The sequence below is a fragment of the Legionella moravica DSM 19234 genome, assembly GCF_000423305.1.
Lineage (GTDB): Bacteria > Pseudomonadota > Gammaproteobacteria > Legionellales > Legionellaceae > Legionella > Legionella moravica.
Genome location: NZ_KE383999.1, coordinates 217,705 through 239,132 on the forward strand (window position 1 = coordinate 217,705; position 21,428 = coordinate 239,132).

Here is a 21,428-nt window from a genome sequence, read left to right on the forward strand (position 1 = left end):
TCATTTATATAAAATCAAGCAGCAGGGGGGAATGATCGGATACTTCATCATCCATCACCCTGAATTGATTGATCTTAATTTCAGGTGAGGTCAGAATGTAGTCCGCAAACTTCTCTTCTTTAGTATAAAACCGAGTTCTGGTTGAGCGGATGTTGTGTGTTTTGACTAAATTAATCATCCCTTCTTCAAGAATATGCATACTTTCTGTATCAGGTCTTAAATTGAAGTCACCACACAATATTTTAGGGGTGTTTAGGGTATCCATAAATTGGCGAATACGATGAGATTGATTTAATCGCTCAGGTGTATCTTTTTTTCCTTTACCATTCCATAGTCCATGAACATTGAGTATTGAATAAGGCTTGTTGTTAATTTCACATTCAATCCATTGCAAATTCCTATCATGATTGTGTCCAATTCCTGGATAATGTTGTTTCTGATGTATATTAATTTCTCCTTCACTAATAATATCGATGTTATTTTTGATTAATATGGCAATCCCATATACATTTTCAACGGCGGGTTTAAAAATCGCATAATGATTGGGAAGTAAACGTTGCAAATCGGAAAAAATATTAAAACTGATTTCGCGTTCTTTGTCTGCAAGTGTTCGATGTGCGTTGTAATAAACTTCCTGAAGGCAGAAAATGTCTATATCCCTGTTGTTATGAATAAATTTCAACAGAGGATTTCTCAGATGACCACCCCAAATGTTTAAAGTAATTAATTTCATTTATAAACCGATCTCTTATCGAAATTGAAGTGGTTATAATTGGCAGAATGCTATTTCCATATCTACTGATTGGTCCCTAATTTCTTGAGCAGTAGTTAATTCATAGAGTCTGATCGTTAAACTATTATGTCCTAGTTGCAGTTTTGGCGTGATTCCCATGGATTTATCCATTTTCAATAAAATCAGGTGATTAGCCGATTTAGGCGATATATTGTGCTGATAAAAGCCATTACACGCGGTTATTGGATTGTATTGGGCTGCCTCTCTCAGTAAGGATAAATAAATTCTAACGGTATCTTCCAGATCTTTTAATGAAGTGACCCATTGGCTAATGTTCTTCTGTCTGAGTTGCGCATCAGATTCAAACCAAAGGACCAGTTGAGGCGAATTAAACTCACATTCTTTGGTGTTGGGATGATGAATTTGCCGTAATGTTTTAAGGAATTCATCATCATGTATGGAGTTGTTAAAACGGCCTGGGACATGATTTAAAATATGTATCTGAGTTGCTAAATCATCAAAAAGCACCATATTATCGAATACGTTAATTTTTTTTAATACATGCTCAATTCGAATCAATTCTTTGATAAAACGGCTTTTTAATTCAGGTTTTTCAACAAGATTAATGATTTCAATAATATTTTTTAAAGCAAATCGATGTATTACTTCATGTGATTCACTACACGCTTGATTAATCGTTTTAAATAAATACTCTAGCCGTAGTGCTATTCGTGGTAAGAAATGAGTTGCAAGTTGAAAAGTAATTGTGTTGTTATACATATAATAAAGCCATCCTTAGCATAATCTGACCTTCTGCATTGAGTACTTTGATCAATTTGATTGACTATTTATTTAAAATTACCTGAGAATTTAGGTGTAACAGGTTAGTCTTTGATTTTTAAATACATATAAGTAACTAAAGTACGAAAGGTTGATTTGTGCGTTTAGACTATCATAAAAGATATTGAAAATAAAAGAGTTCTTGGTACTGGCAATCAAAAATGAATATTAAATATCAAGCCAGGTCGCTGATCGCATTCTTATCAAGGCCGATTCTAAATGCTCCAGCACGGCTGTCCCATTAAAAATATGACGTCTTTCCGAGCGTAGCGAGGAATCTCCTGCAAGGTTGCACGATCCCATTAAAATGCGGCCATTAAAATCATATCAAGAGTTAAGTCTCCCCAGCCAGCCTTTTTCTGCAGGCGCCTAATGTTCATATCTTTAAATTTCTTTTTGGTATTTTGTAACCTGTTCAAAATAATATGCCGAACCATCGTCCTATTTTCAGGAGCATGATCTTTGCGTGCGAGAGAATCCTCTTCACGTAATGTAATGTCCAAGACCCCATGTAGACTGTTCCCGACAGCCCAGTGACTACGAATAGTCTGAGCAATTTGTTTAATGCATTAATTCAGATTGTGCCAATTTGCAGGAGATTCCTCGCTACGCTCGGAAAGACGTCACATTTTTAATGGGACAGCCGTGAATGCTCTAGGTATGTCAATGGCTCATTTTGCATAGTCATTGTATAATAAGTTATTTTCATACACAATTTGGATCCCCGTCCCTATATCAGCATTAGTTAATTTATACTCAACGTTCCTTTTGTTTGAAGACCTTCAAATTGCTTGGCAATTTTCTTTTCTGCCCATAAGCCAAATTTTCCGGCAGCTAGTCCAACTCCAATAGTTAATAGTGAAGAAGGAGCCAGGTTTTGTGCGATATTCACACTATGCGCTACCGTATTGCTGAATAACCGAGCAGACGATTTTGACAGTCCAACCCTCTCTCCAACTGATTGTGCTACCATGCCTACAACCAAAAAAAGCCATGATCCTGTTAAAGCAATAAAAATAAGATAGGTTGCTTGGGTAGCATAATTGGCTTGGTGTTCTGAAATATGACACATCAGTTTTAGCGCATCACCTACCGCTTCTGGAATAGCTGCTGCTAAAGCACTGTAAGCGGCTGTTGTAGTAAGGGTTGATACTAACTTCGGACTTGAATCTGAAACACTATCAATGTCACATAGTGCTTGAGAAAAATGAGTAGAACATACTAAACTTGGCTCACCGTTTGATAGTGAGCTACAGGTATACTCTAAGTCTCTAGGAAATGATTGACTTGTAGAAAAAAATGATGAAGATTGAAAGTTGACCTGTGTTTGAACGCATATCAAAGCGTCACTCACTTTTGAACAACTAGCAAATGTAATGTTTCTTTCCTCAATGCACGCCGTGTTCATTCTAAACTGGTGCTGCAACTCTGCCAGTTGTTTCATATGTAATTGCGCTAGCTTGCCTAGTTCGGTAGTTATTTGAGGTGGTATTGCTTTAGCTGGGAAGCATGGTTCACAGTTACTGATTAAGTTTGTATTACTTAACGATGCGGTTATGCGTGTGGAAATTTTTGAGATTATAGCTTCATGCTCGTCAATTCTATTTCTACCTTCTTGCAACCATGATAGATCGTTATGATGAGCACTATAAAGTTTAATTAAGTCTATATAACTTGAATGAAGAGGTACTCTATTGCCTGTCAGAAAATGTTTATCTAATCCATAATGCTCAAATGAATGGGGTACCTTTTCTTTTCTGTAATAGTCCCCTGGATAATGGGGATATTCATTAAGAGCCACAAAAGTGGCTCCAGGCCCGCTGGTATAGATAACACTATCTTTTAACAACACCATTCGATGCGTTTTGATTATTTTATTTAATGAAGAATCTGAACCTAGTGAGAGGATTTTATAAAATAAACTGTTCCAAGGAGAGTATTCATGAAAACTGGCACTACTGTTGGTAATACGAATGATTTCCGCGCGTGTTTGCCCAATCGATTTACCTTCTGCAAGGCTAGGAAGCTCAGAATGAAAAGGTAAAGAGCCAGACAGGAAATAAGTTAAAATAGAAGTATCTGGATGATAAGGCAAAGAACTATATAGTTTCTGTAAATAGCTAAAAGGATCTTCTCCCATTCTATAAAGTCGGCATCCATTATGTATGGTCCCTTGAATTTTCTGAATTTGGGGTAATGCATGGCTACTATTAACAACAGCTAAAATGTCATTGTTGATCGCAGGGAAGTCTATACCAAAAATTTTAAGACTGCCTAAATTAAATAACAATGGCTTACTTACTTTAATACTCTTAGGTAGGCTATTAACATCAATTAATACATCCATATCTGAATAGATACCCAATTTATATATTGGACTTAGCCAACGTAAAATATCACTTGCTGCAGCTGGATTTCCTCCTTGTTCAACTGATTGGATAGCTTCAAGGTAGTCATCTATTAAGTTCAGCTCCTCAGTAGCAACACATTGCGGAACAATATCAGCTAAAACATCAAATAACATAATATTAAGATCTTTACATAAATTATGAATAAACCAATCTTCTGAGGTTGACAATAATCGACGGTCATAGATTAAAAAAAGATCACAGTCCGGGTTTATAGTTCGCAAGTTTCTCAAACGAAGTTCATTTTGTAACTTTAGCGGCCCAATCCAGATTTTTACATGTTTATTGGTAATTAAATCATACATACATTTACTCTTTTAGTGGTCTGTGTACACCAGGTTGGTTCTGTCACAAATTGGAGTTTACACCTGATACATGGTTCTGCCGGTATTTTAGGGGCTGTTGATAAGAGTGCTCCTTTAATCTACGCTCTGCACCTTATGCGCTGAATCTCGTGAATATCCTGACTGCATTAGCGATCAAAGGGAGGTTTGTTTCAGTGATTTTAAATATTTTGAGTGTAGGCGGAGTACGGCTTCTTTTAATTCTGAAAATCCTGAATCATTAATAATCACGTCATCTGCGATTTTCAAACGTTCGTTGATTGCAGGTTGAGTCGATAAAACAGCCATCGCTTGTTCTCGGGTGCAGTGATCACGTTCCATCACACGGAATAACTGAACTTCCAATGGAGCTGTGACTAATAAAATTTTGTTAAGATAAGGATAGTGCTTTTTATCGAGCAAGAGAGGTATTTCGACAACAGAATAAGGTGAGGTGCAGTTCTTTATTTTTTGTTCCAATTGGTGCCTGATGAGTGGATGTAGCAGGTTTTCCAGCCACAGTCGTTCTTCAGGCTGAGAAAAAATAAGCTCCCTTAAATGCCTTCTATCCAATTCATTGTTTGCCAAAAGGGTTTGGGAGCCAAAGTGATTGACTATCTCATAATAGGCGGCAGTGTTTTTAGCTGTCAATTCTCTGGATACTTGATCTGCACTGAATACTTCAATTCCCAAGTCAGAAAAAATCTGTGCAACAGTTGTTTTACCGCTAGCTATATTACCTGTTAATCCAATACTGTAGATCATGGAAGGTTCAATCCTTCATTAAAATTTTTGCAGGTTACCATATTAATGTAACAGGTATCCGGTACGCTGCTGTTTTCTCTACAATAAGCTTTTGCAGCAAGCGCAGCATCATCTCGTTGAGGGTAAAAATTACTATTCCATGGAACAGCAGTTTGATCCATGGCGGTACAGCGCCAGAGAGGTTTGGTACTCATGCCCATATAAAATCCTTCACAATTGGATTTGGACGCCTTGCAACTGGTGGGAAATTCACTTTCTTTTTTGCACATGGAAAAGGCGATGTTCAGGGCAACCTTTTGATAACTGTTTCTCGCCGTCCATTGTTTATTTGCTTTGTCTTGGGTAATGCATTGCCAATAAGTTGAATTTTCATTTTCAGAAGCAGAAAATCCAGAGCAAGGAAAGCAGAGCAAAACAAGCAAACAACACTTAGCATAGTTCATCTTTTTTCTCCCTGTAAAAGAGTTACTAATCGGTCAATTGGCAATGCTTTTGAAAAATACCAACCCTGTAGAAATCGCACGCCATTGTTTGATAAATAATCAACTTGTTCTTGTGTTTCAACGCCTTCTGCGATGATAATTAAATTTAAACCTTTTGCCATTTGTATTATGGCATCATTTAACGATTCTGTAATTGCTTTGGTACCTATAGCCTGTATAAAGAGTTTATCGATTTTTAAATAGTCAAATGGAAAATGTTGCAGGTAACTGATGCTCGCGTGTCCTGTACCGTAGTCATCAACGGCCAGTGAGTAGCCCATATCTCTTAATTTGTTCATTGATCCTATGAACGCACTGTTATTTTTATCCAATAGTTCTCGCTCAGTCAGCTCAAATATAATTTGCTTTGGTGATATGGAAAATTGCTGAGCTAATTGATTGCACTGGGTAAAAAATAAAGGATATGCAAAATGCAGTGCTGAAAGATTATAAGCAATATGAAATTCGTTATCTTTTTGCAGTATGGATTGAGTTTCTTTCAATGAAATTTCTATAATTTGAAGTGTTAAAGGAACTATAAGCCCTGTAGTTTCAGCCTCTGGAATAAAAAAATCGGGCATAATGAGTTGATCCTCACTATCTCGCCATCTAACAAGGACTTCTACTCCACTAAAGGAACCTTTCTGACAGTTAAATAGTGGCTGATATTCGGGATAAAACTCATTATTTTTTATGGCAAGTTTAATTGCTCCCTCCAGGGAGTAGCGTTTGGTAATGATTTTTTTTAAAGCATGGTAAATTAATGTGGAGCAGATCAGAATAATCAGGGATACCAAAAGCTCATAATAGATGAGATTACTGATTAACGTTTGTCGATTCTCTGTAATGGCAACCACCATTCCGTCGATACTATGTACTTTTTCCGAGACGTACAATTGGTTGGCCTTTGCTTCTGTTTGTACTTCGATTTTTTGACTTAATTTCCAGAGAGCACTGCCATCAGCACGTTCAACTCTAATAACATTCTTTTTCTCAACATTATTATGTAAAGCGACTGAATTGATACTGATGTCTGATACCTTAAGTGTATTTTGCAAAATAGACGATAGGACAAGGATCCCAATACGATAGTTGCCCATTTTTTGTTGGATCAGATACACGGGTTGGTCGAAAAGGGGTAATTCATAAGGTCCTGTCAAAGAACGAGCGTGAGGTGTTGATGAAATCACAGTGTCATTATTGGGCAAGGAAGAACAGATTAATTGCTGGTTTTTATCGCTAATCGAAATCCCGGCTATATTCATATTATTTAAAGTAATATGCTCTAAATACGGATACAACTCGGATTGACAATCAGAAAAGCTGCTACCATAAACTGGCAAGGTATATACTTCCTGAAATAAATCTTCAATAAATCCATCAACACGATTACTTATTTTTGTCGCAATAGTAGATACTTGTTCGTAAGTCCTGTTAATACTTAAATACCAGTTGAAGTATAGGGACAAGGCAAGAACAATAACTGTAAGGATAATCCAGAAATATTTAAATTGTCGAATTATAAGCTGGGATATATCTTTTAATACATTACTCATAGTGTTGCGCTTTGAAATAGGCTTCCTCTATAGAGTGTAGTGTTATTTCCGCTAATTTCTCAATAGTTTCGGGTTCAGTATTTAAAGGTGGCATCCAATATACTGTATTTCCTATGGGTCTAATCAGAGCGCCATAGTTTAACGCATGTTGATAGACTTGATTCCCGATACGGCAATCACCTGCATCGATGAGATCAGCAGCAACTACAGCTCCTAGTCCTCGGACATTAGTTAACTTACCTGATTGTTCAGCAATATGGTGCATTTTTTGGAACATTATTTGCCCCAGTGACCTGGATTTATTGAGGATTTGCTCATGATGAAAGGTTTTGATTGTCGCCAAAGCAGCGCTTACTGCCAGAGGATTGCCGCTGTAGGTGTGTGAATGCAGGAAGGACTTACCTGAGCTGTAATCAGCGTAAAACAAATCAAATATGGCATTGTCAATCATGACACAGCTTAATGGCAGCGCACCAGATGTTAATCCCTTGGATAAGCAAATGAGGTCGGGTTCTATACCTGCGTGATGACAGGCCAGCCATTCACCTGTCCGTCCCATTCCAGTCATAATTTCATCTGCGATCAGATAAATGCCTTTAGACTTTGTCCAACTGGACAGTTTTTTTAAAAAATCAGGGCTGTAACACAACATGCCACCAGCTCCCTGGATAACAGGTTCGAGAATCACTGCGCAAACCTTATCACTGAGGGGGTCGAGTTGATTCATAACCGCTGACCAATATTCATCGCAATCATTCCACAAAGGATCTGTTGGGTCAGAAACATAAGGAATTTGTTCTATAAAATGGCAGGTTACGCCAAAATGTTCATAAGGGGCTTTATACAGCCCCAAATCACTGACACTCATAGTACCCAGCGTTTCGCCATGATATCCATTTTTGAGCGCAACAAATTCATTTTTATTTTTAAATCCTCTGATTTGCGTTCCATGAATTGCCAGTTTCATGGCAATTTCTACAGCACTGGCTCCATCGCTGGCAAAAAAAACATGTTGTTTACCCGTTATTTCCGTCAATAATTCTGCAAGTTCTACAATGGATGGATGAGTGGTATTGGCACCGATTACATGTTCAAAATAATTCATTTGCTGCTTTATCGCGTTCAGTACCGCAGGATGACCATGCCCCAGGGATTTACACCACCAGCTTGATATAGCATCAATTATTGGACCTTGGCTGGTGTAGAGATAGCTTCCTTGAGCCCGTTCAATAATCAAAGGCGGAGAGGTTTCAAAATCCTTCATTTGGGTGCAAGGGTGCCAGATGTGTTTTAAATCTCTGGAGATGAGTTTGTTTACGTTGACCATTCTTTAAAATTTTGGTTGACAAGTGTTGGCGTGACTTTATCATGTTCAACATTATGAATAAAAGGGGGTAGTAGTGACTGAGCCTAAGAAAAACTGGACCGTATCTGAGATTGCAGCGATTTATCAACAATCGTTCAATGATTTGTTGTATCAGGCGCATACAGTGCACCGAGCGCACCATGATTCAAATTCCTTACAATTTGCAACGTTGCTCAGTATTAAGACCGGAGCATGTCCAGAAGATTGTGGGTATTGTTCTCAGAGCGGACATGTTAAAACTCATGTTGAGAAAGAAAAGTTAATGTCGGTAACTGAAGTATTAAAAAGTGCCCAGGAAGCGAAAGAGGGTGGTGCGAAGCGATTTTGTATGGGTGCTGCATGGCGTTGTCCGCCTGATAAAGTAATGCCTGAATTAAAAGAAATGATTGAGGGCGTTAAAGCGCTAGGTTTGGAAACCTGCATGACATTAGGGATGTTGAACCAGGAACAAGCGAAGTCATTAAAAGAAGCGGGGCTTGATTATTACAATCATAATATCGATACATCACCTTCATATTACGAGCAGGTTGTGACTACCCGTAAATTCAGCGATCGCTTGGATACCCTCAACAATGTTCGGGCTGCAGGAATCAATGTATGCTGTGGTGGTATTCTTGGTCTGGGAGAAACTCGAGAAGATAGAATAGAGTTTTTATTGACTTTGGCGAATATGGAAACCCCACCAGAGAGTGTTCCAATTAATCGCCTGATTCCTGTTGAAGGAACGCGTCTTGCCAAGGCAGAACCGGTTGAAGGTATCGAACTGGTCCGAACTATTGCTACTGCACGAATTTTAATGCCGGCAAGCGTTATCCGTTTAACAGCTGGAAGAACTGAAATGAGTGATGAGTTACAAGCTTTGTGCTACTTTGCAGGTGCGAATTCTGTATTCATCGGCGATAAATTATTAACAGAAGAAAATCCTCAGAGAGCTAAAGACAAAGCGTTGTTTAATAAATTAGGCTTAACCGAGATGGTCTAATGACTCTAAATCAAAAAATTAGAGAATATACCGAAAGCTTGAGTCAAAAAGGGTTATTAAGAACGCGTCGTGTACCTGATGCGCAACAAACTGCTCTAATGCCTTTTGATAGTAATGATTATTTATCATTAAGTACTGATCATCGTATTACCAAAGCGTATCAAGAGGGTTATGCCATGTATCCATCAGGTAGTGGCGGATCAATGCTTTTAAGCGGTTATCATGCAAATCATCAAGCGGCAGAGCGCGCATTTGCCGAATTATTGGCTGTTGATGAATGTATTTTATTTTCTTCGGGTTATGCGGCAAATCTGGCTGTAGCATCTTTAATGGGTAAAATTAATGCTCGCTGCCTTATTGATAAAGGGGTTCATGCTTCTATTTATGATGGATTGGGATTAGCGCAAGTTGAGTTCACACGATACATTCATAATGATATGGATGACTTATCTCACAAACTGAAGAGCACAGTTGAGGAGAATATCGTCATTACAGAAGGTATCTTCAGTATGAGTGGACAGATTGCACCCCTTTCCACTATATCGGAATTATGTGAAGAAAAAAGATCGGTACTTTTGGTTGACGAAGCGCATTCTTTTGGTATTTTAGGTGAACAAGGCAGGGGAGCTGTTAGTCATTATGGCTTAACCCAGAATGAAGTACCCTTACGAGTTCTTCCATTGGGAAAATCTGCTGCATCTCAAGGCGCTGTAGTCGCCGGAACAACAGTTTGGATTAATGCACTTTTACAAGCCGCTCGTTCGCTCATTTATTCCACGGCTCCAAGTCCTGCTTTAAGCTATGGCATACTCAAAACTCTGGATGTCATTATACTTGCAGATGATAGACGAAGACGCTTAGTTCAGCTGATTGATTATTTTAAACAGAAAATAAACACATCACCATTACAATGGAGCGTTTCCAATAGCCCAATTCAGCAACTTCAATTAGGATGTCCTCATTTAGCATTGCATTATGATAAGGAACTTAGACAGGCTGGATTGAGTTGTTCTCCTATTCGCTCACCAACGGTTAGTACCAAACAAACAGGGTTACGAATTATTTTGAATTTCAATCACCAGGAAGAGCATATTAACAGGCTGTTCAATACTTTAGATAAAATTTATGAATCTGCACATTACTAATTATGGAACGGGAATACCTGTGGTTTTTTTCCATGGCTGGGGGTTTGATAGTCAAGTCTGGCGTTCATTGATTCCTCACTTTGAAGCAGCATACCAAATAATACTGGTTGATTTACCTGGATTTGGTTTGAGCGCCATGCAGGATTGGAATTCTTTTAAAGCGAATTTATTATCCAGACTGCCCGCACAGTTTATACTGGCGGGATGGTCCCTTGGGGGATTATTCGCTACTCGCCTTGCAATAGAGGAACCTGAGCGAATCATTAAATTAGTAAACATTACCAGTTCACCACGATTTCTGTCTGAACCAGATTGGCCCGGTGTTTCCAAAGATGTATTTGCTCACTTTTATCAAAACCTTTCTCAGGATACTATTAAAACACTAAAAGAATTTGTGAGCCTTCAACTTAATAAACAAAAGATTCACTTCGAGACGGGAGCGCTCCCCTCCCAATGCGGTTTGGAGTCTGGCCTCAAAATTTTAGAGGAGTGGGATCTTAGGGATGGTTTAAATTCCTTAAATATACCTGTTTGTTTTATGTTTGGGCGTTTGGATCCGATCACCCCGGTTAAGACCATGCATTACATGCAGAGCATTTATCCTGATTTCAAATACATTTTGTTTCACAAAGCAGCTCATATGCCTTTTTTATCCCACACCGATGAATTTATTGAAGAGTTTTCAGGATTTATATTATGAATCGATACTTTATTACCGGCACTGATACTGATTGTGGAAAAACCTACGTCACCAGAAAATTAGCTGATTTTTTTACTCAATCAGTAGCCATAAAACCAGTGGCCAGCGGTTGCTTGATGAATAAGAACCAATTGATCAGTTCTGATGCGGAACTGCTGATACACAACAGCCCCTTATCCATGGAGCAGACCAACCCCTGGCGTTTTCCACTACCTGTTTCTCCCCATTTGGCAGCAGATGAGGTCGGAGCTAATCTTAATATCCATGAGTTGGCTGATTATTGTCTGAATTTGGAAGTTCAGGGAGCGAAGACTTTATTTATTGAAGGGGCTGGAGGGTTAATGGTTCCTTTAACTAATCAGGAAACATGGGTTGACTTCCTGAAAGTCAGCGAGATTCCTGTAGTTTTAGTAGTAGGTATGCAATTAGGATGTATCAATCATGCCTTACTTACAGGCCTTGCCCTACAGGCGCACCAGATTGAATGTGCAGGATGGATTGCCAATTGCCTTGATCCGGATATGTTGCTTCTTGAGGAAAATATTCAAACGATAAAAAACTTGCTGAAATTTCCTTTACTAGCAACTTTGCCTTATGCCGGTGATCTTATCGATATTAATTTATCCAGCATTAAATCTTAAATGGCATGTTTTTTTAATCATCTTGTTTTTTGTTGGTTTATAAATTCTGGTGATTCTTGATTAATATTCAGCATTTACCTCACTCTACACATGATAAAACAACTGTCCTGCCCGTGCAGGCGGGCATGACAGTTTTTTGTCATGTAGGGTCTATCGCACACGGCTGTCCCGTTAAAAATATGACGTCTTTCCGAGCGTAGCGAGGAATCTCCTGCAAGGTTGCACGATCCCATTAGAATGCGGCTATTAAAATCATATCAGTCGAAATGATATAAAAATCCAGGGACATCTTCTGATGACATCATTAAATTCCTTGTAAAAACATAGAGGTTAAAAGGTAATGATAATTAATGCATTAATTCAGATTGTGCCAATTTGCAGGAGATTCCTCGCTACGCTCGGAAAGACGTCATATTTTTAATGGGACAGCCGTGGTCTATCTCATTTTAAAGGTTGTTCATCCATCACTACTTGGTTATAATGCAATGTTAAATCTGAGATATTTGAAGTTAACGGAGCTCTATTCGATGCCAATTTATGAATACCAATGCACAAGTTGTCATCATCATTTTGACTTGATGCAAAAATTTACAGATAACCCAGTAACACAGTGCCCCAAATGTTTTGAACATTCAGTAATCAAATTGATTTCTGCTGCCGGATTTCAACTCAAAGGTACTGGCTGGTATGCCACTGATTTTAAAGACAAAGGCTCTACGTCCAAAACATCTTCAGAATCAAAGAAGGGCGGAGCTCCTTCAGCTGAAACAACCAGCAAGGATACACCTGCCAAAACTTCTGATTCAGCCAAATCAACCAAAGGTGATTCTGAGTGAGGTCTGTATCGTTAAGACGCTATCTGCTGGCAGGACTGGTAGTTTGGTTGCCTATATTAGTCACCATAGGCGTTCTTCGTTTTATTATTGATTTACTTGATAATACAATGGCCCTAATTCCTAAGGCTTATCAGCCTGAACAGTTATTAGGAATACATATCCCGGGTGTGGGCGTCATTATTTCTTTGTTGCTACTAATAGCAACAGGAATTTTTGCAACCAATTTTTTTGGCCAAAGACTAATGAGCTGGGGTGAGTCAATCCTTGCAAAAATTCCATTGGTTCGATCTATTTATAATGCCGTCAAGCAAGTACTCAATACGGTATTATCTACAAATAGCGAAGCGTTCCGCAAAGTGCTACTCATTGAATACCCGCGTAAAGGGATCTGGAGCGTTGGTTTTCAAACAGGATCAGGGAATTCTGAAATTAATGAGAAAGCCAATGAAGAAATGGTCTCTATATTTATCCCTACAACACCTAATCCCACATCAGGTTTTTTGATGATGGTTCCGAAGAAGGACGTGACAGAATTAAATATGAGCGTGGATGAGGCTTTAAAATTTATAATATCTCTAGGCGTAATGCAGTCCAACGCAGTTGGCAGCATTGGCAAAAACACAATAAAAATATAAAGGTGGTTTTATGCGTACACACTACTGTTCAACTGTGAATGAATCCTGTTTAAACCAAGAAGTCACTGTATGTGGGTGGGTACATCATAGACGTGATCATGGTGGTGTTGTTTTTCTGGATGTTCGTGATCGTTCCGGTTTGCTTCAGGTGGTTTATGAACCGGAGAATCAGGATACATTTTCCATTGCTGAAAAATTAAGATCTGAATTTGTTGTTCGTATAACAGGTATCGTTCGTAATCGACCAGAAGGGATGGTAAATGATAAAATGGCTACAGGCCGGGTTGAGGTAGTCGGTACTCGACTGGAAATCCTGAATCAGTCACCAACTCCACCATTTTTGCCCGATGATCACCAAATTGTTAACGAAGATTTACGATATAAATATCGGTACATCGATTTACGCCGTACTTCCATGCAGAATAAGCTTATGTTACGGCATAAATTAACCAGTTGCATACGTAACTATTTGAATCAGCAGGATTTTCTTGACATAGAAACACCCATGCTCACTAAAGCGACTCCTGAGGGAGCCCGAGATTATCTGGTGCCATCACGTGTTCATCCTGGACAGTTTTATGCATTGCCTCAATCTCCCCAATTATTCAAACAATTATTGATGATGTCAGGCTTTGATAAATATTATCAAATCGTTCGTTGCTTCCGGGATGAGGATTTACGTGCTGATCGCCAGCCTGAGTTTACGCAGCTTGATATTGAGATGGCCTTTATCGATGAAGAAGATATTTTGAAACTGATTGAAGGGCTCTTAAAAGTTGTCTTTAAGAATACTCTGAATATCGAGATACCAGAGAAACTCCCCAGAATGTCTTACGCTGAGGCCATGAGACGGTTTGGTAGTGATAAACCTGATCTGCGAAATCCCCTCGAATTGGTTGATGTTGCTGACTTGGTTAAAGATTGTGATTTTAATGTATTTGCTTCTGCTGCAAATTCCAGCGATGGACGTGTTGTTGCCTTAAAACTTCCTAATGGATGTGATCTTAGTCGTAAGGATTTGGATGGTTATGGGCAATTTGTCGGGATATATGGCGCTAAAGGTCTTGCTTACATTAAAGTCAACAATCTCTATGATGGCATGTCTGGGCTTCAATCACCCATATTAAAATTCCTTTCCGAAGACGCAGTGAGTTCAATTCTTAAACGAGTTGAAGCTCGTGCTGGTGATGTCATTTTCTTTGGTGCTGATAAAGCGCACATTGTTAATGAATCAATGGGCGCTTTGCGGGTTAAAATCGGTCATGATCGTAATCTGTTAAGCAATGACTGGAAACTATTGTGGGTGGTCGATTGGCCTATGTTTGAGATGGACCATCAGAACAATCGTTTACAATCCATGCATCATCCCTTTACATCTCCACAGGATTTATCGCCTGAAGCACTTCGAGCCAATCCAACCAACACTCTAGCCAAGGCTTATGATATCGTAATTAATGGCTATGAAATTGGTGGCGGATCTATTCGTATCCATCAGCCTCAATTGCAACAGACTGTATTTGATCTGCTCGGTATTGATGAGCATGAGGCGCGTGAGAAATTTGGCTTCTTGCTGGATGCGTTACAGTATGGAGCACCACCGCATGGTGGAATTGCCTTGGGAATCGACCGATTAGCCATGTTGCTAACTGACTCTTCATCCATAAGAGATGTCATTGCATTTCCTAAAACGCAAACAGCATCCTGTCTCTTAACCAGTGCGCCATCTCCTACTGGTAATGCACAACTGAATGAATTGGGAATACGACTTGCACCCACTAATACGACAAAATAAAATGGGCACATACACCTCCAACTTGAAGAGCTGGTGGTGTATGTCGTTAATGTTTCTCATACTGCTCCTTGGTCTGAGTGGGCAGTTACATACCGCAACGCCCTCTAATCCCGTTACCCTGCCTGAGGAACAAATAAACGCGACTCTTGTTGAGTATTTAGCTCAGGAAAAAACCCATTTAACCATATCCATTAACGATGCAAAGCAGCAAACAGCACCGTTAGATGAACAGCAGTACAATGCTAAAATGCAGCAAACAAGCGCTTTGCTGACCATGAACCGTGCTAAAATTCAGACCTTTGAAGGTTTTCTTGAAAACCAGAACAAGCAACTAACTTACCTGAATCAACGTCTAAAATATTTACAGCAGCTGCCCATAGCAAATGGGGATGTCAGTGTTCAAGAGCGGGTGGGGAAAGTAGAAACTTTATTGACCGTCAATAAGAAGACTATAGAGTTGATTAATGAAAATCTTGATTTGGCACAACAGTTTCAAGTTGTTTTAAATGATGAAATCAAGAAATTAAAACTTTGGAAATCAAATTTTGAACTGGAGCAAAAATTAGTTCAAATTAAGTCCTTAAGAGCAGAACTGAATAAAGAACTTGGCTTGTTATATCAAAATAATGTGTTTAAACAAGGTAGCTTACACCCAGGTAGCAATGCAGACGAACAGATTGATCTTGAAGCCCGTTTTTTTATTAATAACCAGCATATCGCTGTGATTCATCAATATCTGGATGCATTAACGGTTCAAAAGCAAGTGATTAAAGCAAAAATTCTCTTGTTAAATAATTCAGATACAAAAACCTTGCAGCTTGTCACTGATACTTATCGAGAATCCATTAATCAATACACAACCATAGAAAAGGCTTTACAGCAGATTGTACAAACGCTAAATGCCGAGACTAACCTGTCAATAAAACCTGAACTGAAGAAATCAATTAGCTCTTTGCAGCTCAGTATAAAAGAACAACTTAAAGATGCAGAAACTCAAAAAATTCAATTGATTAAAAGTCTGGATGAGTATCAAAATGAACTTAAAAAACAGACTTCAGTACGGCAACCCCTTGCAGAATACAACATGAACAGTTGGTCAATAATTCTGCACAAACTCATTGATATGCCTCACTTATTTTATAAATACATTAAAACGTTAACTATGAAGGTATATGATAGTTACAGTTGGTTGGACACTCTGCCGATTGTCATTTTATGGACAACACTGGGTTTGATAATTGCCATTTTTTATCTCCTAAACCGATTTTTGAAAACACTGAGCAGTGATAAAGAACGATCCCGTTTAACAGGATATCTGTACGACGGTGCTTTGACTTTGGTACAAAGAAATATCCCATATCTTTGTATCTTTGCCATGGTATGGGTTGTACTTTATATCACCAACATTTCATTCTCCAATTACCAATTATTATTCAATCTCATTACTGTATGGTTTACCTTTCGACTGCTTATTTTAATTGCACGATTGGTTTTATTAGAACGAATTACTGATTCTTCAGGCAAAGATGTAAAATTGTATTATCGACTCAAATGGTTATTACTGTTTGGAGGATGGACTACAGCACTGATGGTATTCAGCCATATACTTCCATTGAATTTATTACTTCAAGATATATTTAACCGTTTATTCATGTTGTTTATCCTTGCTGTTTCTTTGGTTGCCTGGAAAAGTAAGGATGTTATACCTTATTTGTTAAGGCCTGTATTAAAAGGTAAAAAAAGGTATGTGAAAAATGCTATTTCACTATTAGTCGTTCTGGTTCCCATCACTTTATTTACAACGGCTATAATCGGTTTATTAGGCTTTGTTAATTTGGCATGGACTATGAGCCGTTATCAAGCGTATATTCTTACCGTGCTTGTTGGGTATATCCTTGCCAGAGGTTTAGTATTTGATGCTTTGGAACTGCTCTCTGAATGGATGATCTCCTCACTTAAAAATGGCTGGTTATGGATTGAGGTATTTTTAAAGCCCCTGGATGGCATACTACGCATTGTTTTATTCTTGCTGAGCGTTCTTATTTTATTCCAATTGTTCGGATGGCACTCAGATTCTTTGGTGATTATTAGCATTGAAAAATTGGCTCAGTACAGTATTGTCAATTTTACTGGAATACATATTACCGTTTTTAGTGTTATCGAATTTTTTATTCTATTGGCTATATTTGTATGGGCAGCAAAGTGGACGCGGGAGTTTTGCTATCGCTGGCTTTTTAAAAACGCCAAAGACGTAGGGATAAGAAACAGTTTATCTGTTTTTACTCAATACGCGGTCATTTTGTTGGGTAGTTTTATCACCTTGCATGTTCTGGGTCTTGATTTCAGCGGCATGTCCATGATTTTAGGGGGGTTGGCAGTTGGGATGGGGTTTGGATTACGAGATTTCGCCTCAAACATTGTGGGTGGCATTATGTTGCTTATTGAGCGCCCTGTCAGGGAAGGTGATTTGATTACCATCGGTGAGTACGAAGGCCAGGTTGCGCACATAGGCATCCGCTCAATGCGGGTATCATCCTGGGATAACACGCAAGTGTTGATACCTAACGCGGAAACCTTCAATAAGCCCTTTACAAACTGGACACATCAGGACGGCATTGTAAGAACAGTCATCCCAATTAAAGTGAGCAGAGCAGATGATCCGGTGATGATTCAACAGTTGATTCTAGACGTTCTGGCTATTATTCCTGAGATAGTGGGTGATCCTCCCGCTCAGGTGTTCTTGAAAAAAATTGATACAGCATTAATCGAATTTGAAGCACGATATTTTATCAATGTTCAGGCTCATAATCGCGTTGAAATACGCTCCAAAGTTTTGTTTGCTATTACTGCGCAGTTTAAAGCAGCGGGGATAAAACCGCCTATAGAACCTATAACTGTAGAATTTAAAGAAGGACATGCAGATTTTTACTCCAAAAATCAATCCCCCAACGACTGAGAGCGAATTACTCACACGAAGCAATCGTCTGCAAGGATTAAGTTTTGCTCAGTTAAGTATGGAAGTAAAAATAGCGATCCCTTCAAATCCCGTTCATCGAAAAGGATGGGTTGGCATGGCCTTGGAACATGTCCTGGGTACTGATGCCAAGAATAAATCAGAGCCTGATTTCCAAGAATTGGGAATTGAACTCAAAACACTGCCGATTGCAAAATCAGGAAGGCCGGCAGAATCAACCTTTGTTACGTCCATTCCACTGTTGACGATTCATCATCAGAACTGGAGGACCTCACAATGTTATGCCAAGTTAAAGCGGGTTTTATGGATACCGATTGAGGGCGATAAAGATACTCCATTTGAGCACAGACGTGTAGGGAATGGCTTTTTATGGTCACCAAGCAAGCAAGAAGAGGAAGTTCTGTCATCGGATTGGGACTACTTAACCTGGCAAATCAGTTCTGGACATCTGGAACACCTCAACGCAACTGTCGGTAATTATTTGCAAGTCAGACCAAAAGCAGCACACGGTAAGTCATTATGTTTTTGCTATGATGCGAATGGCAATAAAGTAAAGACTTTACCTCGAGGGTTTTATTTACGAAGCAGTTTTACCGCTCAAATTTTAATTAATAACAGCCGTTAAGAATTACTTAATATTCGTTTGATATACTGATTGGCATTGTCCACATATTAAGCTAAATGTTAAATAATTTATATGATTACACTCCTCTTAAATGATGCTGACTCACTATGTTATAAACTGATTGTTAATGATCAGTTTGTAAAATACATTAAAATCTCCGATGTAGCTACAATGACTTCAGAACTTAACTTGTGGCTGTATGAACATCAATTAGGTACCCTGGATTTGACTGTAAATATACCTTATCAATTAAAATTTGATAAAGAAGCTCTTGAACGTGAATTTTATGAGCTACTCTTTGCCAGCAGTTACAAAAAAACAGTTAAGCTGCCTGTCGAATTACAGACTTCGCCTGTAGAACCAAATCTTCCTGTATCTTTTTCCTATAGAAACTTGGAGGGTTATCAACGGTATTGGGATTTTGCCAATGGATTAAAGTTTGCACTTTATGAATTATTATCAAGGGACATTATTGAAAATCCTTATATAGATGAGCCCAATGACTTTTTACAACATCACGCACTTATAGCGTATCATCCGAATCATGGTACGACTCATGCCATCAGGCAAATGCTCTTGGCTTCAAATTATCTTACCTGTATTCGATTGTATGGAAATAAAGAAAGTAGTTATGTTGCCCAATCATTATCTGCTGAAGAGGTTGCGTGTCTCGAACTAGCGGCATTTTTATTCCGGTCGGGTAGAACGAATGAACGAGGTTGGCAGAGTGACCTTACTTATGGCCCGCGTTCTGCTGCTGTGTTCAGGCAAATTGCTCTGGATTTAGAGTTTAACTCAGCATTGGTTGATGTACTGGCACTGTGTTTTGATTATCATGCGGAACATTCTGTACTCCCTCAGCTCACCAATCATAGTATTCAAGAAACTGAAGAAAAGGCACGTTTATTCACTAAATTATTAAAGTTAAGTCATGAAAGTGATTTGATCCGTTGTTTTGAGAACTTTGAGGAGATAAAAAAACCGGTTGAAGAGGAGCTTAAACAATTACTTGCCCTACATATCGATGTGAGTGGCGTTTCGGATCAATTTCTATCCTATGCAGTAACTCTTTGTAAGCAGACAGGAGCCCCCGTGGCTGGGCCACAATACGCTGAATTAAGAGATAATGGGAACAGAAAACTCGCTGTAGAATCAGCCAACTTTCCCAAAACAGTGCTTTATCGTCTTATTGGAGTAAGGCCGGAATGCAATCCTGGATTTAAATCTCCAACACAATTATGGATTGAGCATGAGCATCATACTCAACCGGATATAAATTCGAGTGGATTTTTACTTAAAGCGCATAATAAACATGGCCAGGATACTGAGTACGTTGAGGGCTGGAATCGAAAAAGTATTGATATAATCCCGACGGAACAGTGTATAGATGTAGAACGGCAATACCTGGACACACATGTCAGTGTTTATCACTCTACAACAAAAGCCAGCTATGCATTGGATTTGTTTTGCCGTAAATTGGCAGAGCTTAATGATGGATCAAAATCTATAGCCTGGATACGTGGTATTAAATCAAAGCCTATAGGCAAAGTATGTGAAAGCTTTGAGCGCATGAAACAAATAATGTCTCAAGATCATGCACTCGATAATAGCGAATATAATTTATGGCATATATTATCGTGTAATCCCAGCTTGTGGCAAAATGCCGATTATGCTTCTGATGAATCCACAGTGGATTATTTTTATAATAACTCATCAGTTACTCGACTTGATTTCAAATGTTTAATCAATAATATTCTGGATCAAATGGGGTTATTATTTGGATACGAATTAGAACGAAATGAGCTGTACGCGAAATTCCAAAAACTGGTTACAGATGAACGTTTTGGAAAGCAGGGCGTTCTTTATCAATATCTAATCCCTCATCATTTGGTTGATGAAATTGCGTACATTTCAAAACAAAACGGGATTGTAGACCCTGAGAATCCCAGCGCTCTCGAGACTTTGGTACAGCTAAAAACACCGGGTAGTGAGGTGCGAAATCAGCATACATTACAGGTACGTTTGTTTGTTCCTAAATTGTTAACTCCTGAAATAGCTCAACAATTGGTCTATAAAAATTACCTCAATTTAGAGGCTCATCTACGCGAAGAGTTTGAAAAAACAGTGGATGATTTGTCTATTATGGCCGTTAAAGGACCAACCAAGGGCATTGTCGAAAAAAAGGTGGCAGATGAAATTCGGCATAGTTCAAAATTCTTTATTCCATTTTTCAAAACAGATCGAGACTTGAGCAAATTTGTGGAAAAAAAGGACGTTGTTTCTACAGCCGATGCGGAAGAGTGTTTTCTATTTTCTGAGGAGGGTAGTGAGCTGTTTTTGAAGCTCACCACAAACTAACGCACAAAGTTGTATATATCAGTAGACATATTAGTTCAATTTTGATACAATTTGCTTACTTTAATTTTGCCAAAATCTCTTTGTTGTTTGTACTCTCATCCTGTCATAAAATGAGCGGGACCATAAGGCGAGTTGATGAATGCTTTATAAACCCTTTGTGGAGCATAAAGTCTGCAGTACACAAGCATACCATGGATTAGTTCATTTGACTCGAGTCGAGCACTTCAGACTAAGACCAATGTACTGTCATTAACGATGAGACAGTGG

General features: G+C 38.7%; 18 protein-coding genes. 10 read left to right on the forward strand and 8 right to left on the reverse strand.

All coding sequences use genetic code 11. The annotated features are described in order from the left end of the window. Positions 1–4 precede the first annotated feature (4 nt). The 8 genes from G543_RS0111105 to bioA all read right to left on the reverse strand — a co-directional run bounded on the left by G543_RS0111105 (position 5) and on the right by bioA (position 8,434). On the reverse strand, positions 5–733 hold the full coding sequence (locus tag G543_RS0111105) for an endonuclease/exonuclease/phosphatase family protein (RefSeq protein WP_028384573.1): 729 nt from the start codon (positions 731–733) through the stop codon (positions 5–7). Between the two features lie 33 nt (positions 734–766). Beyond that, a complete protein-coding gene (gene zapD / locus G543_RS0111110; protein ID WP_028384574.1) occupies positions 767–1,513 on the reverse strand; it encodes a cell division protein ZapD in 747 nt (248 codons plus the stop codon). Between the two features lie 362 nt (positions 1,514–1,875). After that, positions 1,876–2,076: a hypothetical protein gene (locus G543_RS0111115; RefSeq protein ID WP_028384575.1), complete on the reverse strand. Its 201-nt coding sequence runs from the start codon at positions 2,074–2,076 to the stop codon at positions 1,876–1,878. A 242-nt stretch (positions 2,077–2,318) separates the two neighbouring features. After that, on the reverse strand, positions 2,319–4,286 hold the full coding sequence (locus tag G543_RS0111120) for a glycosyltransferase family 88 protein (protein ID WP_028384576.1): 1,968 nt from the start codon (positions 4,284–4,286) through the stop codon (positions 2,319–2,321). A gap of 174 nt (positions 4,287–4,460) precedes the next feature. Further along, a complete protein-coding gene (gene coaE / locus G543_RS0111125; RefSeq protein WP_028384577.1) occupies positions 4,461–5,069 on the reverse strand; it encodes a dephospho-CoA kinase in 609 nt (202 codons plus the stop codon). Next, positions 5,066–5,512, reverse strand: coding sequence for a hypothetical protein (locus G543_RS0111130; protein ID WP_028384578.1), 447 nt, complete (start codon positions 5,510–5,512; stop codon positions 5,066–5,068). Before G543_RS0111130 ends, coaE begins: the two co-directional genes overlap by 4 nt. Next, positions 5,509–7,107: an EAL domain-containing protein gene (locus tag G543_RS0111135; RefSeq protein ID WP_028384579.1), complete on the reverse strand. Its 1,599-nt coding sequence runs from the start codon at positions 7,105–7,107 to the stop codon at positions 5,509–5,511. The genes G543_RS0111130 and G543_RS0111135 overlap by 4 nt, the downstream gene beginning before the upstream one ends. Continuing rightward, positions 7,100–8,434 carry an adenosylmethionine--8-amino-7-oxononanoate transaminase gene (bioA, locus tag G543_RS0111140; RefSeq protein ID WP_028384580.1) on the reverse strand — a complete coding sequence of 445 codons (1,335 nt, stop codon included), beginning with the start codon at positions 8,432–8,434 and terminating at the stop codon, positions 7,100–7,102. Before bioA ends, G543_RS0111135 begins: the two co-directional genes overlap by 8 nt. 73 nt (positions 8,435–8,507) lie before the next feature. Here bioA and bioB point away from each other — a divergent pair, with 73 nt between their 5' ends. From bioB to G543_RS0111190, 10 genes are all read left to right on the forward strand, one after another. Continuing rightward, positions 8,508–9,455, forward strand: coding sequence for a biotin synthase BioB (bioB, locus tag G543_RS0111145; protein ID WP_028384581.1), 948 nt, complete (start codon positions 8,508–8,510; stop codon positions 9,453–9,455). After that, positions 9,455–10,600, forward strand: a complete 1,146-nt coding sequence (locus tag G543_RS0111150; RefSeq protein ID WP_028384582.1) for an aminotransferase class I/II-fold pyridoxal phosphate-dependent enzyme — start codon at positions 9,455–9,457, stop codon at positions 10,598–10,600. The genes bioB and G543_RS0111150 overlap by 1 nt, the downstream gene beginning before the upstream one ends. Continuing rightward, entirely contained in the window at positions 10,581–11,300 is a 720-nt protein-coding gene (locus G543_RS0111155) for an alpha/beta fold hydrolase (protein ID WP_028384583.1), read from the forward strand. The genes G543_RS0111150 and G543_RS0111155 overlap by 20 nt, the downstream gene beginning before the upstream one ends. Beyond that, the gene (gene bioD / locus G543_RS0111160; protein WP_028384584.1) at positions 11,297–11,941 is read left to right on the forward strand and encodes a dethiobiotin synthase; all 645 of its coding nucleotides are present in this window, start codon (positions 11,297–11,299) and stop codon (positions 11,939–11,941) included. The genes G543_RS0111155 and bioD overlap by 4 nt, the downstream gene beginning before the upstream one ends. A 527-nt stretch (positions 11,942–12,468) precedes the next feature. Then, on the forward strand, positions 12,469–12,777 hold the full coding sequence (locus tag G543_RS0111165) for an FmdB family zinc ribbon protein (RefSeq protein WP_028384585.1): 309 nt from the start codon (positions 12,469–12,471) through the stop codon (positions 12,775–12,777). Beyond that, on the forward strand, positions 12,774–13,412 hold the full coding sequence (locus G543_RS0111170; protein WP_028384586.1) for a DUF502 domain-containing protein: 639 nt from the start codon (positions 12,774–12,776) through the stop codon (positions 13,410–13,412). The genes G543_RS0111165 and G543_RS0111170 overlap by 4 nt, the downstream gene beginning before the upstream one ends. Before the next feature lie 10 nt (positions 13,413–13,422). Next, positions 13,423–15,204 (forward strand): aspartate--tRNA ligase, encoded by a 1,782-nt coding sequence (gene aspS / locus G543_RS0111175; RefSeq protein ID WP_028384587.1) that lies wholly within the window; start codon positions 13,423–13,425, stop codon positions 15,202–15,204. A gap of 1 nt (position 15,205) precedes the next feature. After that, a complete protein-coding gene (locus G543_RS0111180) occupies positions 15,206–18,160 on the forward strand; it encodes a mechanosensitive ion channel domain-containing protein (RefSeq protein WP_051190680.1) in 2,955 nt (984 codons plus the stop codon). Further along, entirely contained in the window at positions 18,120–18,803 is a 684-nt protein-coding gene (mutH, locus tag G543_RS0111185; protein ID WP_035922095.1) for a DNA mismatch repair endonuclease MutH, read from the forward strand. Before G543_RS0111180 ends, mutH begins: the two co-directional genes overlap by 41 nt. A gap of 72 nt (positions 18,804–18,875) precedes the next feature. After that, on the forward strand, positions 18,876–21,161 hold the full coding sequence (locus tag G543_RS0111190) for a SidE phosphodiesterase domain-containing protein (protein ID WP_028384590.1): 2,286 nt from the start codon (positions 18,876–18,878) through the stop codon (positions 21,159–21,161). Positions 21,162–21,428: the final 267 nt, after the last annotated feature.